Genomic DNA, 15,314 nt, shown 5'->3' with positions numbered 1-15,314 from the left:
ATTTTTAAACACAGATTTTTCGTCTGAAACGAATACCATTGATTTATTTAAAGTTCCAAATCGATCCATGGGAGTGTTATTTAATCTATAAAGGGTTTTATGTCTAAAAGATATTTTGGTTGAACATCTTCATTTCGGTGGATACTGCTAAAACTCGATCGTATGATTTCCGCGAGTGTAAAGCGGTATGCCGCGAGCGCAGCATTCAAAATTTCATGCTCAATATTTAAAAACGCTACTTTTTTGTTTCACTCAAATTTAGACATTCAGTTCTAATGAGACAGCACTTTTGACATGAATAACTATTCACAAAATATTGAAATACTGTGGGGGCGCTTTTTTGAAATTATGAAAGACACGTCTATGAATCATTATTCTCGATCCAATTCCTGCCTACGCTCGTCGCCAAGTGGTACCGGACGCATAGTCTTCCAATATAATTCCCGCCTCTAATAACTCCTTACGGATACGGTCAGATTCAGCGAAATTTTTGGATTGCTTGGCGACAGTTCGTTCGGCAATTAGAGCCTCGACATCTATAGGAGCTGCAGTCATTGAAAAAGTGGCTGTAGTCAATTTAACAGCTGTAGTCAATTGGATGGCCGTGTTATGACGATGCCTTCCTTGCAGATAAACATCAGGATTCCACTGCAATAAGCCAAGCACTTCACCTAACATCTTAAGGTTCTTCGCAGCTTCTACCGATTGGCTGCGATTCACCTCATTTGCCAGATCGAAGAGGACTGCCATCGCTTCAGGCGTGTTGAAATCATCGTCCATTGCCGTTTTAAAACGTTGTGAGTAGGGTTCGTTCCAATCGATTGAATTCGTTTCGATAGGCACAGCAATTTTTCCTAATGCCGTGTACAGGCGGTTCAATGACTGCTTGGCATCGTCCAGATGTGCATCCGAATAATTCAGCTGGCTGCGGTAGTGCGCGCGCAGGATAAAGAAGCGCACCACTTCGGCATCATATTTATTCAGCACCTCGCGGATAGTGAAGAAATTACCGAGGCTTTTCGACATCTTTTCATTGTCTACGCGCACGAAGCCATTGTGCATCCAGACATTTACATACTTGCACTGATGTGCGCCCTCACTTTGAGCAATCTCATTTTCGTGATGCGGAAACTGTAAGTCGGCCCCCCCACCGTGAATGTCGAAATGTTTACCCAACGTTGCCAGGCTCATCGCCGAACATTCAATATGCCAACCAGGTCGCCCTTTCCCCCACGGGGAATCCAATTTCACTTCGTCAGGCTCGCTATCTTTGGCATGTTTCCACAGTACGAAATCGAGCGGATCAAGCTTGCCATCATTCACCTCCACACGCTCGCCGGCACGCAAATCCGCCAGTGTTTTGCCAGATAATTTGCCGTAATTGGCAAATTTGCGCACCGCATAGTTCATATCTCCATCAGCTGCTTGATAGGCTAATCCATTAACTTCCAGCTTGGCGATCATGTCCAGCATTTGCGGTATGTATTGAGTGGCTCGTGGTTCAAAATCCGGTGGCAAGATGCCCAATGCATGTTCATCATCATGCATCGCATCAATGAAACGCTGCGTGAGCGTATGGATAGATTCATCATTCTCCACCGCACGCTTAATAATCTTATCGTCAATGTCGGTGATATTACGCACATAGGTTACGTCCAGCCCGCTCGCCTTAAGCCAGCGATATACCATGTCAAACACCACCATTACCCGCGCATGACCGAGATGGCAATAGTCATACACCGTCATGCCGCATACATACATTCGAACCTTGCCGGGTTCGATGGGAATAAAATCCTGCTTGTCGCGGGTGAGAGTATTGTAAATTTTCAGCATCAAAAACCTTTAGAGCAAACTTTTTTCAACTATCTTCGCACCAGCAACACCGGCATGGATGCCGAACGGGTTACACCTTCTGCCACACTACCCATCAGTAAATGTGCAATACCCTTGCGACCGTGCGTGCCCACCACCAGCAAATCGGCATTCCATTTCTGAGCCTCCTCTGCTATGACGCTACCGATGCGGCCGCCATAGGTCTCAACCAATTTCGTTTCGACCGTTATGCCTTGCGCTGCAAGCTGTCTTCTATGCTTTTCCAGCAATTCCTTACCTGCATCTGAAACCGCTTTCAAACTATTTTGCATCAGGATCATATTCATACCGTCTGGCTCCCACATGATGGGCATTTCTTCACACACATGCAGCAGCAAAATTATAGAGCTCATTTCTCGAGCCAGCTTGATTGCTTCGTCTAACGCCTTACCGGAAGTTTCGCTCCCATCGACCGCCACTACCATACGCGTATACATTGATGCCTCCTGCTTAACCCTGGTCTTTTGTCCACGAATCTTTGAGGGTCACGGTGCGATTGAACGTCAGTTTTCCACCAGATTGGTGCTCATGTCGATCGGTGCAAAAATATCCAAGACGCTCAAACTGGTAATGTGTTTCAGGTGCCGCGTCACGCACGGCAGGCTCGACCCAACCCTGCACTACAGTCAGCGACGCTGGGTTGATGAATTCACAAAAATCACGCGTCTTATCGCTGTCGGGTTCCGGCACCGTGAACAAGCGATCATACAAACGAATTTCCGCAGGTAGTGCATGTTCTGCGGACAGCCAGTGGATCACGCCCTTCACCTTGCGCCCTGCCGGGTTTTTGCCCAGCGTATCTTGATCAATAGAGCAGCGCAGTTCGATTACGTTACCCGCAACATCCTTTACAACTTCATCACAGCGCATCACATAACTGTAGCGCAAGCGCACTTCACCACCGGGTGTCAAACGCTGCCAGCCAGCGGGCGGGTTCTCGGTAAAGTCGTCAACCTCAATCCAAATCTCTTTGCTGAACGGCACCATGCGGCTACCGAATTCTGGGTGCTCAGGATGAAAGCCAGCTTCGCGTGATTGGCTCTCGCCCGCCACAAAATTGCTGATGGTGACTTTCAGTGGTTTAACTACCGCCATCACGCGCGCCGCACGCGCCTCTAAATCTTCGCGGATGCAGCCCTCCAGCACAGCCATGTCAACCACGTTTTCGCTCTTGGAAATACCAATCCTGCGCGTAAATTCGCGTATGCCCTGCGGTGTGTATCCGCGTCTGCGCATACCGATAATGGTCGGCATACGAGGATCATCCCAGCCGGATACATGTTGCTCGGTAACAAGTTGCAACAGCTTGCGCTTGCTGGTTATGGTGTAGCGTAATTCTAGACGCGAGAACTCAATTTGTCGGGGATGAGACGGTACAGCCAACTGATCCAGCACCCAGTCATATAAGGGACGGTGGTCTTCAAACTCCAGCGTACATAGCGAGTGAGTAATGCATTCCAGCGCATCGGAAATACAGTGAGTGTAGTCATACATCGGGTAGATGCACCAAACATCACCCGTGCGAATGTGATGCGCGCGACGAATGCGGTAAATCGCCGGGTCGCGCAAGTTGATATTGCCAGAAGCCATGTCGATCTTAGCGCGCAGCACCTTGGCGCCATCGACAAACTCACCTGCGCGCATGCGCTGAAACAGATCCAGGTTTTCAGCTACAGAGCGCTCGCGGTACGGACTGGGTTTGCCCGGATGAGTGAGCGTGCCGCGATACTCGCGCATCTCCTCAGCACTCAAATCATCCACATAAGCCTTGCCCTGCTTAATCAACTCGACTGCAAAGCCGTAAAGCTGTTCAAAGTAATCAGACGCCCATCGCACTTCACCATGCCATTGAAAGCCCAGCCATTGAACGTCCTCCTGAATAGCACGTGCATATTCCTCACTTTCCTTTTCTGGATTAGTGTCGTCAAAGCGCAAATTGCAGTGGCCTTGATAGTCGAGTGCCAAACCAAAATTCAGGCAAATTGACTTGGCATGGCCAATATGAAGATATCCATTTGGCTCCGGTGGGAAGCGTGTGACAATATCGGTATGTTTACCACTCGCCAGATCGGCCTCAATAATATTGCGGATGAAGTGGGGAATGGGTGCTTGTGTGTGACTGCTCATTATTCGACGGTTCTTTCCAGGCAAGAGCAATGATTTTACCCGAAAATCTCCTTACTCAAACAGATGAAGCACGAATGACCTTGTCAGCTGATACGATAAGCTGTGAAAAAAATGAGCAGATTTGATAGAATCCAGTTTCCTTGGGTAACCCATTTATTCTGAATGCTTCATAAATTTCGCGTGATGATCACGCAAGATTGACTGATAGGAAAATTTTGGTAAAAACGTGGCGTAATTATTTATACGCCCAAGCGAACAAAATCTTTCATATCAGTCATAATCATTTCGGAAAAGTACCACATAATGGACAATTTCAACCGGTTTGGCCTCCACGCAGCACTATTCGGAGGCGCGCTGTTACTGTGCTTCAGCCTCACCGCAGGCGCGGATGAAATCCAGGATATCAATAAGTTGTTCAAGCAGAATCAGCATGCGCAGGCACTGAAGCGGGTTGACATCTATCTCACCAACAAGCCCAAAGATGCACAAGCACGCTTCCTGAAAGGTCTAATCCTCACCACACAGCGTAAAACCAATGACGCGATCAGCATATTTTTATCACTAACTGAAGACTACCCGGAACTGCCGGAGCCATATAACAACCTCGCCGTGCTATACGCAGGGTTAGGCCAATACGATAAGGCCAAGGTCGCACTGGAAACGGCGATCCGCAACCACCCGAACTATGCCACCGCACAAGAAAATTTGGGCGATATCTACGCTAAAATGGCAAGCCAGGCTTATGAGCGCGCGCTACAACTGGACCGGAACAATGCCACCACACAAACCAAGCTTGCTCTGATTAATGATCTGTTCCCCAAGAGTAAATCCAATCCCGCCATTGGTAATGCAGTCAAGCTGCAAGCCGCTGCTCCCGAGACAACACCGGCACCGTCCAAAGCAGTTACAGCTGTGCCCGAACCTGCTCCGTCCACTAAGCCCGCAATTATTAAAAAGCTTGTTGTCAACAGTAGCGCTGAAGTTCTAAAAACATTGCATGAATGGGCCGAAGTATGGTCGTCCCAAAATGTCAGAAAATATTTAGATTTCTATGCTACCGATTTCAAAACTCCGAATGGCGAAAACCATGACCAGTGGGAAACCGAAAGCAATGCACGTATCAGCACGCCTAAATATATCGAGATCAATGTCAGCAATGAAAAGGTCAGCTTCCCGGATGAAAACCACGCCACCGTTACTTTTCATCAATCCTATCGCTCCGACTACCTCAACACATCCTTCGACAAAATCATGCTTCTGGTAAAATCAAACAATAAATGGCTCATTCAAGAAGAACGTGCCGTAAAATAATTTAACATGTTCCTCGGCCTAGCTACCGGTGCCTCCCAGTCTCTAGACCTTGACTCTTGCACCGCTATCCATATTCAATCCATCTCCTCCTACTTACCGGAAATTGAAATCCTATGCCGCTATATATAAGCATATAAGAAATAGCATAATGAAACTTCAAACATATCACTCTCCCTGCTGCTCAGTTACGTGCGATGGTGCGCCGCACCAGCTGGCACTCTTCTCAACCTTCAGCAATAAATGGAGAATCTAGCATGGTTAAATTACATACCAATTATGGAATAATCACTCTTGAACTGGATGCTGAAAAAGCGCCTGCCACTGTTAAAAATTTCCTCGAATATGTTAACAGTGGTTTTTACTACAAAACCTTATTTCATCGCGTAATCGATGGATTCGTAATCCAGGGCGGCGGCTATAACTACTCATTGGGAACAGTCTCGATGAGCAGCATTGCAAAAATGGCACCAAAATCTCCCAATGCGCCCATAAAAAATGAGGCTGCAAACGGCCTGAAGAACGACAAGTATACGATCGCCATGGCGCGCTCATCCGCCCCTCATTCCGCCACGTCTCAATTCTTCATTAACTTAAAGGATAATGATTCCCTGAATTACACTGTAGCCGATAAGCAAGGCTATGGCTATTGCGTGTTTGGCAAGGTAGTGGCGGGTACAGAAGTTGTGGATGCTATCAGCAAGGTACAGACCGGCAATCGCTATGGACTCGAAAACGTTCCATTAGAGGATGTCGTCCTCAAAAAGGCGGAAGAAGTGCAATAATGAAAAATACCGCCCGTGAGCCGGTCGGTCTTAAAAAATAGAAGCCTACACTATTAAACTGCGAGCAAAATCATAGGTAACAATCATTTAAACCGCATAAGAGTTACCCATAAGGAGTTAAGTGCGGCAACTGCTTTCAGATCATTTACGAGGGAATCAAATAATGAAACTTCAACAAATATTCGCTACTCTGCTGCTTAGTTGCCTGCTATTGTGCACAGCACAAGCCGCTCCCATTTCTCAACAACACTCAGCACAAAAAGGAAAAATTAGCATGGTCAAACTGCACACCAACCACGGCAATATCACCATCGAACTGGATGCTGAAAAAGCGCCTGTCACCGTCAAAAATTTCCTCGACTACGTGAACAGCGGATTTTATGATAATACGCTGTTCCATCGTGTAATCGATGGCTTCATGATCCAAGGCGGCGGCTTCGAGCACGGCATGAAAGAAAAACCTACCAAGGCAACCATTCGAAACGAGGCAGCGAATGGCTTGACGAACGATAAATATACTATCGCCATGGCACGTACCTCCGATCCGCACTCTGCCACAGCACAGTTTTTTATTAACTTAAAGGACAACATCTTTCTCGACTACACTGCACCCAATAACCAAGGTTATGGTTATTGCGTATTCGGGAAAGTGGTGTCAGGCATAGAAGTGTTGGATGCTATCCGCAAAGTCAAGACGGACAATAAATCGGGGCACCAAGACGTGCCGCTGGAGGATGTAGTCCTCACCAAAGCGGAAGTAGTGCAATAACTTACAGAACGGTAGATTAAACAAGTCTGCCGAACTTGAAGTCTCGAAGCAAAAAATAGCTGGGCGGGCAAAAATTTCGTCGCGTTTCAATTGAATAACCAATGACACGGCGAAACATGAACCGCCCCAACGCTTTTATAGCAAATTTATTTTAAGTCCTTCAGGGCTCCATTCATTCCGTGGCCTACAGTTTAATTATTTCTGACCTGCACCTGTGCGCGGAACAACCGCGCAGCATGCAGGTATTTCTGCACTTTATTCAACAGATTGCGCTTGGAGCCGACACACTCTTTATCCTCGGTGATTTATTCGAATACTGGGCCGGCGATGATGACATCGACGACCCATTTAATCGCCAGATTACCCATGCTTTGCACGCACTTTCCGTTAGCGGCACCGCCATCAGCATGATGCATGGCAATCGCGATCTGCTAATGGGCCAGAAACTCGCACAAGCGAGCGGCGCCACGCTCCTAAATGACCCTACGCTGCTCGACCTATATGGCACGCCGACGTTGCTCACCCATGGCGACCTCCTGTGCACTGACGATATTGCTTATCAAGATTTCCGTAAACAAGTCCATGAACCCATATGGCAGCAGAACTTTCTTGATCAGCCGCTGGCGCAGCGCAAAGCCGCCATTGCGCAACTGCGTGCACGGAGCGAAAAGGCAAAAAAACACAAGAATGAAAATATCATGGACGTCAATCTGGATGCAGTCGCAAGCATGCTACGTCAGCATCATTATCCGCGCATGATCCATGGACACACTCATCGGCTAAAGCGTCACCTGCATACGGTAGATGGCCATAATTGCGAGCGCTGGGTACTAGGAGATTGGCACGAGACAGGGAATGCCTTGCGCTGCGATGTAGTAGGGTGCAGTTGGGAAACGATTACTTTGTAGCACCGCACAAATTTTCGCACGGCACTCCATTGTGATTTTTGTCTAAAGATCTGGCATTACAATGTGATAGATAAAAATTCGCTTCGTTGCAAGAGCTCATTTGTGAACAATATCGCTTACTGCCGCAGATATCATTCTGCACGCCATATTGTTGCTGAGACGTTGCATGCGTCTTGCGCCATTCCTTCGGTGGGATCGGATCGGCCTGCGCCCATAACCCGCGCTTAGCTTCCATAGCACCATTCTGCAATATGAGTAATGTTTTACTCCTGTTAAAACGAGAATACGCCCACGCCATTCCGCGCTGCACCTGTTCGTAGTTAACGTTCAATTCGTCCACTTTGATCTGCGCCACCATCCTGCCATAACTATCCATTGCCTGGCTATCCACGCGCACTTGTTTATGTAGTACCAGCTCGGCCAGCGATTGCGTGGAATTTTCACCGAATGCCTGCATTTTTTCCGGCGCATCAATTCCGGCCAGCCGCACCTTGATTTGCTTATTGCCACGCAATATAAGCACAGTATCGCCATCTATTACGACGATAACCTTGGCTGAAAATTCTTCAGCGTAAGCTGCATTGAGTGTCCCGAGTAGAAATAGAACAGTTACCAATCCAATATCAAGGATGCTCTTCACAACAGCGCACTTTTCACCAGCGCCAAGCTCAATAGCGTGTAGCCCGCCGCAAGAATATCGTCGAACATGACGCCGAGACCTCCGTGCCATGTCCGGTCAAAGTGACGAATGGGCGGTGGCTTAACTATGTCGAAAAATCTGAACAGTAAAAACGCCAGCAGTTGCCAAAAAAAACCTTCGGGTGTAAAAATCAGCACCAGCAAAAAAGCTACAATCTCATCCCACACCATTCCTCCGTGGTCGGGTACGCCCAGCGTCTTTCCGGTCTTCTCACACACCCATACACCCACAGCGAAGGCCAAGATTAACACCAGGATAAACTGCGCATCAGTTAGGCGTTCTGCAAGGTACCAATAAATCGGGAAAGCAACCAATGTGCCCGCCGTGCCCGGTGATCCGGGAAACAGCCCACTGCCGAAACCGAAGGAAAGGAAATGTGCGGGGTGACTAAAGATAAAGCGCCATGAAGGTTGCACGCGAAAATCAGCGGAAGTGGTCATAGCCTGATTCCTCAATGTTGATAATGTTGCCATCCGCAGCGCGCACTGTGCACTTCTTTTCCGCCGTGATGATGCCAATGCGTGTCAGCAGCAAACCGAGATCGGCGGCAATTTTTTCAACTTCGGAACGATGCGCAACGGATGCCGTAAAACAAAGCTCATAATCATCGCCCCCGGCCAGTAAACAGCGCTTGCCCAACGGCTGCTCAAGAAAAAGTTGCAGTGCGCAGGAAATTGGCAGAGCATCGAATGCAATTTCGGCACCAACGTTAGAGCAATCCAGTATGTGACCGAGATCTGCCAGCAGTCCATCGGAAATATCTATTGCACTGTGCGCCACGCCGCGGAGTGCCAGCCCAAGTGCCACACGCGGCTTGGGTTGGTGCAACGCCAAAGCACAGGCCGCAAAATTCTTCGCAGCCAATTGTATATGCCCTTGCATATGCGCTAATGCCAGCGCAGCATCACCTAATACGCCGGACACCCAAACATCGTCACCCACCTGCGCACCCGAACGACGCAACGCCGCCCCGGGCGGCACTTCACCCATAATAGTGATGCATAGATTAAGCGGCCCACGAGTGGTATCGCCGCCAATCAGCTCTACGTGATGTTCATCTGCCAACGCAAACAACCCCGCGCTGAATTTTTCCAGCCACGTCTCATCTACCTCGGGCAGTGACAAAGCCAAAGTCGCCCAACGCGGCTGCGCCGCCATCGCCGCCATGTCGGACAGGTTTACTGCCAGCGCCTTGTGACCAAGAAAAAAAGGATCAGCATCCGGAAAAAAATGTGTCCCGCTCACGAGCATGTCGGTTGACACTGCCAGCTCCATACCACTCCTCACATGTAGAAGCGCGGCATCGTCGCCCACGCCCAACACCGCGCCGGGCGTGAGACGGGTGAAGAAATGACGGATCAACTCGAATTCTGAAACCATCAGCTAATTTTACCGGAAACCCGCTGCCAACCTTTGCAGCAATCCTAAACGAATACACAAATAAGATGCTGTCCGCCCTATGCAACGATCAGGGCAAACCATCAATAAATTTTTTCATGGAAATTTTAAGCGTTGAAAAATTCGGGTTATACATTAAACGGCGCAGTGTACCGGCTTTAAGGTTTTCCTCAGTTAATTCGCCCTGCAAATCTTGTTCAGGATTTTGATTGCAAGCATCATATTTTTTAATATCATCTGGATAATAGTGTATGCAATTTGAATACGCCCCCTTAATTCCATAGTAGGCATCCTCTGAAGGCAATGTCATCGACGTGTGCGCAGAACTTAATATTTTCTGCTCAGGAAAAATGCTGTTTACCAACTCCAAATTTCCTGCTGGAATATTTGGCGGAATTTTCTTGGTATCAGCAGTATAAAGTACCAGTTTATTGGATTCATGGTGCGCGTGGGCCATAAAATCTAAAGTGGCAGAGGTATAAACGGTAGTATCGTCCTGACTTGCAGCGGTAAATATGGGGATATTTACCTCGTGCTTATGCAACTGAGCTTGTACTTTCTGTATCAACGTATATACCTGGGCAGCGGCATTTTTGGGGAACGATTCGTATCTGTAAATAGCCTTGTCCGGCATAATACTGACCCACTTTGCTGATGGCATCAACCAACTATAAATTTTATGAACAGTGGCCAAGGAAGCCATTGGAGTAACTTTCAGCGCGGGAGAAAAAAGGAACAATCCACGTACCCGATTGTCTCCCAATGCTTGGTAAACACTTAGCGTGCCGCCAGTAGAAAACCCAGCCAGATAGATTTCATCAGCCTCAGCGGCGAGCTTATCGGTACCATAGGCTTCCGCCTTCGCCCACTCCTGCCACGTTACATCAAGCAAGTCTCCGGGCTGTGTGCCATGCCCGGGCAACAGCACCGCCATTACCCGGAAACAATTTTCCTGAAAAAAGGAGGCCAGTGAGTGCATGGAATAAGGCGCATCGGTCAAGGCATGGGTAAGCAGAACACCACGTCGATATGGTTTTTCACGTCCTTTTGGGCAACTTTCTGCTGGCTTTAATTCAAAAGGAACATTGCCATTGACTACCTTTTCCAACTCGGTCACATTACTTCCCGCACGTACTTTTGTAATCATTGCGCGGCTATCTGCCACGTAATCCGAAAACGCCAATTGATCACTATTGAACTGAGTATTTAAACCAGAGGGCTGATGCCTCGCCCCCAGTGGCGGGGTCGCCCCACATGCTTGTAACAACAGTAAAAGTCCCGCTAAAAACATACTATTAAATTGATTCATTAGTGCACCTTATTGTGGTCTTATGGCTCTATATAATATTACCATGTCACAAATTTAATCTCTGATTTACCAATTGCAGCTTGGTAAATACCGGCTTTACCATCAAGCATTTGTCAAGGAATCGTGTTGATACGACTGTTGAGGTTTGAGTACCTCGAAGCACACATGCACTAGGACTTACCTCGGGCAAGCACACATCATAAACAGCTATGACGTTGTGGGTTGTAATGTATCTCTACAGCGGTAGCCATATATAGAGCACCGTGCGAACTCTAGTTGTCGCCATGATCATGCAATACAGTGGATATTTCCGTATGTACCAACCGATATAGGTCTTACCACATGCTTTGAATCACCAGATACTCAGTCATTGCAAATGAAGTTAATCTATTGATGGGCCGAATCTATAGGCGGTGGGGCGTTAACGATGGGTAAGGTCAAAATGGCAAGAACAATGCTGTAGATAAAGTCTGCACCACGCGTGTAATGACGCGCTGCAATTTTTCCGATAACGTAATTGCGAACAAATCCAGGCTACCGATAATTTTCCCGAACTCACGTTCAAAGCTGAGATTACGCTCGTGGTCATTCAATTCATTGGTTAATAATTTAAGTTGTCCTTTGTCATCACGTGTATTGGAGAGCTGCCACACGACGATTTCGACGTTACGCGCGGCATTAAAGATATTTTGTGGCTCAATGGTATCGGTAAAATAGAACTCAGTTTTTCCGCCATGTGCTTTGATCAACATCGTTTGTAGGCCTACGATCAACGACATTACCCGATCACCTTCATAGTCAGGCCGGAACGCCTGTTGAATAGCATAGGAGCCCTGCGCGTCGCCGATTTCCTTGAACCGCCAGCCATGCTGGTTTTCGAATATTGATTTCACCGCATCTTCTGCGGTAGCTGTGGTGTTTTTTCTGAGTTCGCGCGGATTACGCTTGTATAATTTTGTCATTAACATACTCAGGATTTGGGTGTTTTCACGCATCTCCACATCAGCCAAACGATCAATATCTGATTTACCAAGCTGACTGAGCAAATTACGATCACTCTGTTGTGGAATGTGCTTGCTGTTTTTGTCAGGTATTGGGGTGGTGCAAGCGACCAGAAATAAGGCTACGGTAAAGAGGACGAGTAAACGGCAACTATTTTGCAATTTTAGAATCATGCGGTTCTACTATTATCATTTTTGTAAGATTGTTTGAGAGTCCAATTACGTTAGCATAGTAGCCTCTTAGACAACCACGCAGAAAGAGTATAAATGAATAAATACGTGCACACTGCGAGTAACGATATCGGATTCCTGGAAGTCGCATTGACGGCCCATGCAGCGCATGACACAAGACGTTTTACGCAAGCAGTGACTCTTGATTTACGCGAGAAGATCGCATGACCCTTCGATTAGTCCCTTTGCTCGGCATCAATTCAGCTCAAGGCGTTGTGGGTTCTAATTGGATATGCACGCAATAATCTTGCGAGCGATAGGATGGAAACAGGGACTACATGAATGACGACCAAAATTGGTAGAGGAATTACGGAAACTCTTTCGGGTTGCACACAATTCCTGCTAGTCTTGCATCATAATCTGCTCATAAATTAATTCATGAATAAGCCATGCGAAGTTACTTGAACCGCATTCTCACCGCCCGCGTTTATGACGTGGCTGTTGAAAGCCCATTGGATGTTGCGCCTAATTTGTCCGCTCGCATCGACAACAACGTTTTGTTAAAGCGTGAAGACATGCAGCCGGTATTTTCTTTCAAGCTGCGCGGTGCCTATAATAAGATGGCGAAGTTGACGCCGGCGCAGCTTAAGCGCGGTGTCATTGCTGCCTCGGCTGGTAATCACGCGCAGGGCGTGGCGCTGTCGGCGCAGAAGCTGGGCTGCAAGGCCATCATCGTCATGCCAGTGACCACGCCACAGATTAAGGTGGAGGCAGTTGCCAGCCGCGGCGCAAAAATAATATTGCATGGCGATTCTTATTTTGATGCCTATCTGCATGCGTTGGAGCTGGAGCAGAAACTCAAGCTTACCTTCGTTCATCCTTATGACGATTCCGACGTAATCGCCGGACAGGGAACGATCGGTATGGAAATACTGCGGCAGCATAGCCAGCCTATCCATGCTATCTTCGCGCCCATCGGTGGCGGGGGCCTAATCTCAGGCGTTGCCGCTTACGTCAAAGCAGTGCGCCCAGAGATCAAAGTTATTGGCGTGCAACCCGTGGAATCCGATGCCATGAGCCGCTCGATTAAGGCCGGTCGGCGCGTCAAGCTCGAGCATGTCGGTTTGTTCGCAGATGGCGTGGCGGTGAAACAAGTCGGACAGGAAACTTTCCGTTTATGCCGCGAATTGGTGGACGAAATTATACTGGTGGACACCGACGCCATTTGTGCAGCAATCAAGGATGTGTTCGAAGATACCCGCACCAATCTTGAGCCTGCCGGAGCGCTGGCTATTGCTGGTGCAAAGTTGTATGCGGAGCGCGAAAAACTAAAGGGCAAAACGCTGGTGGCAATTGCTAGCGGTGCCAACATGAATTTCGATCGCTTGCGTTTCATCGCGGAGCGGGCAGAGCTCGGTGAAAAGCGCGAGGCTATTCTGGCTGTGAGCATCCCGGAAACTCCTGGCAGCTTTCGCAAATTTTGTTCATTGCTGGGCCACCGTAACATCACTGAATTCAACTACCGTTATGCGAACTCCAAGGAGGCGCATGTGTTCGTCGGAGTGCAGGTGAAAGATCAGTCTGAAACCACCAAGCTTGTTACCACGCTGGGGAAACATAAACTGCCCACACTGAACTTCACCGACAATGAGATGGCCAAGCTGCATGTACGTCATCTGGTAGGAGGACACGCGCCTGGTTTGCAGGACGAAATCCTGTTTCGCTTTGAATTTCCGGAACGCCCTGGTGCATTGATGACTTTTCTCAATAGCATGAACCATAGCTGGAATATCAGCTTGTTCCACTATCGCAATCATGGTGCGGATTACGGCCGCGTGCTGATCGGCATGCAAGTGCCAAATCATGATAAGAAACCACTGCGAATTTTCCTGGATAATCTCGGTTATCGCTATTGGGATGAGAGTGATAACCCGGCATACAAACTATTCTTGAGCTGACGGTGAAATTGTAACAAGCGCGAGCAAATTTGAATTTGTCCTTATCCATAAAATCCGTAGCAGCTATCTTTAGTGAGTTCATGCTGGAACGATTCGGTATCGTGGATGCCGTTCACGGCAGAGCCATGTTCCGCGGTTATAGTTTATATGGTGGTGAATAATTTTCGCATTCTGGATGGCATTCCAAAAACTCACCTGAATTCCTTGACGGATTATTCGAGTCAACATGTGACGGTTTGCCGCGTTCACTGAGAAAACTTTGAACAAGTGCTGTGAAGTTACCGTCGATATTTTAGAAGATACCGTCCACTTGAATGTATGACCAAAGATGATTTACCCATGACAATACAGGTTATGAAGCAGTCCATCAGACAACGTATAATTGCAGAGCGTGAACAATTGACCGCCGCTGAGAGGGCATGCTTGAGCCATGCCATCTCGGAGCGCATCGCCAACCTGAATGCTTATCGCACGGCCAATACAGTGTTGGCTTATATGAGCTTCGGCGCAGAGTTTTCCACCGAAAAATGGGTGCAGCAGGCATTGTGCGATGACAAGTGCTTGCTGTTGCCAAAGGTGAACCGCGCCACGAAAGAATTGGATATTTATCGCGTGACCAACTTGCAGCATGATTTGGCACCCGGCCAGTGGGGTATACGCGAACCGTTGGCTGAGCGCTGTGCCAGAATGGATACTTTAAAGGAAGTGGATTTTATCTTGCTACCGGGCGTGGCATTTGGACGCAACGGTGCGCGACTAGGTTACGGCGGCGGATTTTATGACAAACTGCTGGCGCGAATTAAGGCTGCGAACCAAAGCTGCCGCCCTGCGCTGATTGCCGGGGCATTTGCTATCCAGCTGGTTGAAGGTATACCGCAGGAAGCCACCGACCATAAAGTGGAATGGGTGGTAACGGAGAACGAGACGATACAGTGCGTTTCTGATATGCATATAGGCAGATAGCGCGTGCTTGCGCCATCACAAAATAAACAGCTTAGTGCGCGTAAT

General features: G+C 48.0%; 15 protein-coding genes. 7 read left to right on the top strand and 8 right to left on the bottom strand.

Annotated elements, in window-relative coordinates:
• Positions 1-393: 393 nt before the first annotated feature.
• Genes cysS through MKZ32_RS01040 form a run of 3 tightly spaced genes read right to left on the bottom strand, consistent with a single transcriptional unit; the run spans position 394 to position 3,999 of the window.
• Positions 394-1,833 (bottom strand): cysteine--tRNA ligase, encoded by a 1,440-nt coding sequence (gene cysS, locus MKZ32_RS01050; protein WP_239795567.1) that lies wholly within the window; start codon positions 1,831-1,833, stop codon positions 394-396.
• 29 nt (positions 1,834-1,862) lie between these two features.
• Positions 1,863-2,309 carry a universal stress protein gene (locus MKZ32_RS01045; protein ID WP_239795566.1) on the bottom strand — a complete coding sequence of 149 codons (447 nt, stop codon included), beginning with the start codon at positions 2,307-2,309 and terminating at the stop codon, positions 1,863-1,865.
• Positions 2,310-2,322: 13 nt separating this feature from the next.
• Positions 2,323-3,999 carry a glutamine--tRNA ligase/YqeY domain fusion protein gene (locus MKZ32_RS01040; RefSeq protein WP_239795565.1) on the bottom strand — a complete coding sequence of 559 codons (1,677 nt, stop codon included), beginning with the start codon at positions 3,997-3,999 and terminating at the stop codon, positions 2,323-2,325.
• Positions 4,000-4,302: 303 nt separating this feature from the next.
• On the opposite strand from MKZ32_RS01040, the gene MKZ32_RS01035 reads away from it, so the two are divergent.
• The 4 genes from MKZ32_RS01035 to MKZ32_RS01020 all read left to right on the top strand — a co-directional run bounded on the left by MKZ32_RS01035 (position 4,303) and on the right by MKZ32_RS01020 (position 7,769).
• On the top strand, positions 4,303-5,310 hold the full coding sequence (locus tag MKZ32_RS01035) for a L,D-transpeptidase Cds6 family protein (protein ID WP_239795564.1): 1,008 nt from the start codon (positions 4,303-4,305) through the stop codon (positions 5,308-5,310).
• 254 nt (positions 5,311-5,564) lie between these two features.
• On the top strand, positions 5,565-6,092 hold the full coding sequence (locus MKZ32_RS01030; protein ID WP_239798067.1) for a peptidylprolyl isomerase: 528 nt from the start codon (positions 5,565-5,567) through the stop codon (positions 6,090-6,092).
• 274 nt (positions 6,093-6,366) lie between these two features.
• The gene (locus MKZ32_RS01025; protein WP_239798066.1) at positions 6,367-6,861 is read left to right on the top strand and encodes a peptidylprolyl isomerase; all 495 of its coding nucleotides are present in this window, start codon (positions 6,367-6,369) and stop codon (positions 6,859-6,861) included.
• A gap of 179 nt (positions 6,862-7,040) precedes the next feature.
• Positions 7,041-7,769 carry a UDP-2,3-diacylglucosamine diphosphatase gene (locus MKZ32_RS01020; RefSeq protein WP_239795563.1) on the top strand — a complete coding sequence of 243 codons (729 nt, stop codon included), beginning with the start codon at positions 7,041-7,043 and terminating at the stop codon, positions 7,767-7,769.
• On the opposite strand, the gene MKZ32_RS01015 is transcribed toward MKZ32_RS01020, so the two are convergent.
• From MKZ32_RS01015 to MKZ32_RS00995, 5 genes are all read right to left on the bottom strand, one after another.
• On the bottom strand, positions 7,759-8,409 hold the full coding sequence (locus MKZ32_RS01015) for a thermonuclease family protein (RefSeq protein ID WP_239795562.1): 651 nt from the start codon (positions 8,407-8,409) through the stop codon (positions 7,759-7,761). The two genes, MKZ32_RS01020 and MKZ32_RS01015, sit on opposite strands and share 11 nt — an antisense overlap.
• Entirely contained in the window at positions 8,406-8,909 is a 504-nt protein-coding gene (locus tag MKZ32_RS01010) for a phosphatidylglycerophosphatase A family protein (RefSeq protein ID WP_239795561.1), read from the bottom strand. The genes MKZ32_RS01015 and MKZ32_RS01010 overlap by 4 nt, the downstream gene beginning before the upstream one ends.
• A complete protein-coding gene (gene thiL / locus MKZ32_RS01005; RefSeq protein ID WP_239795560.1) occupies positions 8,893-9,849 on the bottom strand; it encodes a thiamine-phosphate kinase in 957 nt (318 codons plus the stop codon). Before thiL ends, MKZ32_RS01010 begins: the two co-directional genes overlap by 17 nt.
• A gap of 88 nt (positions 9,850-9,937) precedes the next feature.
• Entirely contained in the window at positions 9,938-11,176 is a 1,239-nt protein-coding gene (locus MKZ32_RS01000) for an alpha/beta hydrolase (RefSeq protein ID WP_239795559.1), read from the bottom strand.
• A gap of 437 nt (positions 11,177-11,613) precedes the next feature.
• Positions 11,614-12,351, bottom strand: coding sequence for a hypothetical protein (locus tag MKZ32_RS00995; protein ID WP_239795558.1), 738 nt, complete (start codon positions 12,349-12,351; stop codon positions 11,614-11,616).
• 93 nt (positions 12,352-12,444) lie between these two features.
• Here MKZ32_RS00995 and MKZ32_RS15330 point away from each other — a divergent pair, with 93 nt between their 5' ends.
• From MKZ32_RS15330 to MKZ32_RS00985, 3 genes are all read left to right on the top strand, one after another.
• Positions 12,445-12,576, top strand: coding sequence for a hypothetical protein (locus MKZ32_RS15330; protein ID WP_275584235.1), 132 nt, complete (start codon positions 12,445-12,447; stop codon positions 12,574-12,576).
• A gap of 221 nt (positions 12,577-12,797) precedes the next feature.
• Positions 12,798-14,306 (top strand): threonine ammonia-lyase, biosynthetic, encoded by a 1,509-nt coding sequence (ilvA, locus tag MKZ32_RS00990; protein ID WP_239795557.1) that lies wholly within the window; start codon positions 12,798-12,800, stop codon positions 14,304-14,306.
• A 339-nt stretch (positions 14,307-14,645) separates the two neighbouring features.
• Positions 14,646-15,269 (top strand): 5-formyltetrahydrofolate cyclo-ligase, encoded by a 624-nt coding sequence (locus MKZ32_RS00985; RefSeq protein ID WP_239795556.1) that lies wholly within the window; start codon positions 14,646-14,648, stop codon positions 15,267-15,269.
• Positions 15,270-15,314 lie beyond the last annotated feature (45 nt).

It is taken from the genome of Candidatus Nitrotoga arctica (assembly GCF_918378365.1).
In the GTDB taxonomy this organism is placed as follows: Bacteria; Pseudomonadota; Gammaproteobacteria; order Burkholderiales; family Gallionellaceae; genus Nitrotoga; species Nitrotoga arctica.
The sequence above is the reverse complement of the archived record's forward strand: the minus strand, read 5'-3'. Positions and strand labels throughout refer to the sequence as shown.

Coding starts and splice junctions, on each gene's coding strand:
- MKZ32_RS01010 (WP_239795561.1), bottom strand. CDS start 8,909: ATGACCACTTCCGCTGATTTTCGCGTGCAACCTTCATGGCGCTTTATC.
- MKZ32_RS15330 (WP_275584235.1), top strand. CDS start 12,445: ATGAATAAATACGTGCACACTGCGAGTAACGATATCGGATTCCTGGAA.
- cysS (WP_239795567.1), bottom strand. CDS start 1,833: ATGCTGAAAATTTACAATACTCTCACCCGCGACAAGCAGGATTTTATT.
- MKZ32_RS01045 (WP_239795566.1), bottom strand. CDS start 2,309: ATGTATACGCGTATGGTAGTGGCGGTCGATGGGAGCGAAACTTCCGGT.
- MKZ32_RS01040 (WP_239795565.1), bottom strand. CDS start 3,999: ATGAGCAGTCACACACAAGCACCCATTCCCCACTTCATCCGCAATATT.
- MKZ32_RS01000 (WP_239795559.1), bottom strand. CDS start 11,176: ATGAATCAATTTAATAGTATGTTTTTAGCGGGACTTTTACTGTTGTTA.
- MKZ32_RS01035 (WP_239795564.1), top strand. CDS start 4,303: ATGGACAATTTCAACCGGTTTGGCCTCCACGCAGCACTATTCGGAGGC.
- MKZ32_RS00985 (WP_239795556.1), top strand. CDS start 14,646: ATGACAATACAGGTTATGAAGCAGTCCATCAGACAACGTATAATTGCA.
- thiL (WP_239795560.1), bottom strand. CDS start 9,849: ATGGTTTCAGAATTCGAGTTGATCCGTCATTTCTTCACCCGTCTCACG.
- ilvA (WP_239795557.1), top strand. CDS start 12,798: ATGCGAAGTTACTTGAACCGCATTCTCACCGCCCGCGTTTATGACGTG.
- MKZ32_RS00995 (WP_239795558.1), bottom strand. CDS start 12,351: ATGATTCTAAAATTGCAAAATAGTTGCCGTTTACTCGTCCTCTTTACC.
- MKZ32_RS01025 (WP_239798066.1), top strand. CDS start 6,367: ATGGTCAAACTGCACACCAACCACGGCAATATCACCATCGAACTGGAT.
- MKZ32_RS01030 (WP_239798067.1), top strand. CDS start 5,565: ATGGTTAAATTACATACCAATTATGGAATAATCACTCTTGAACTGGAT.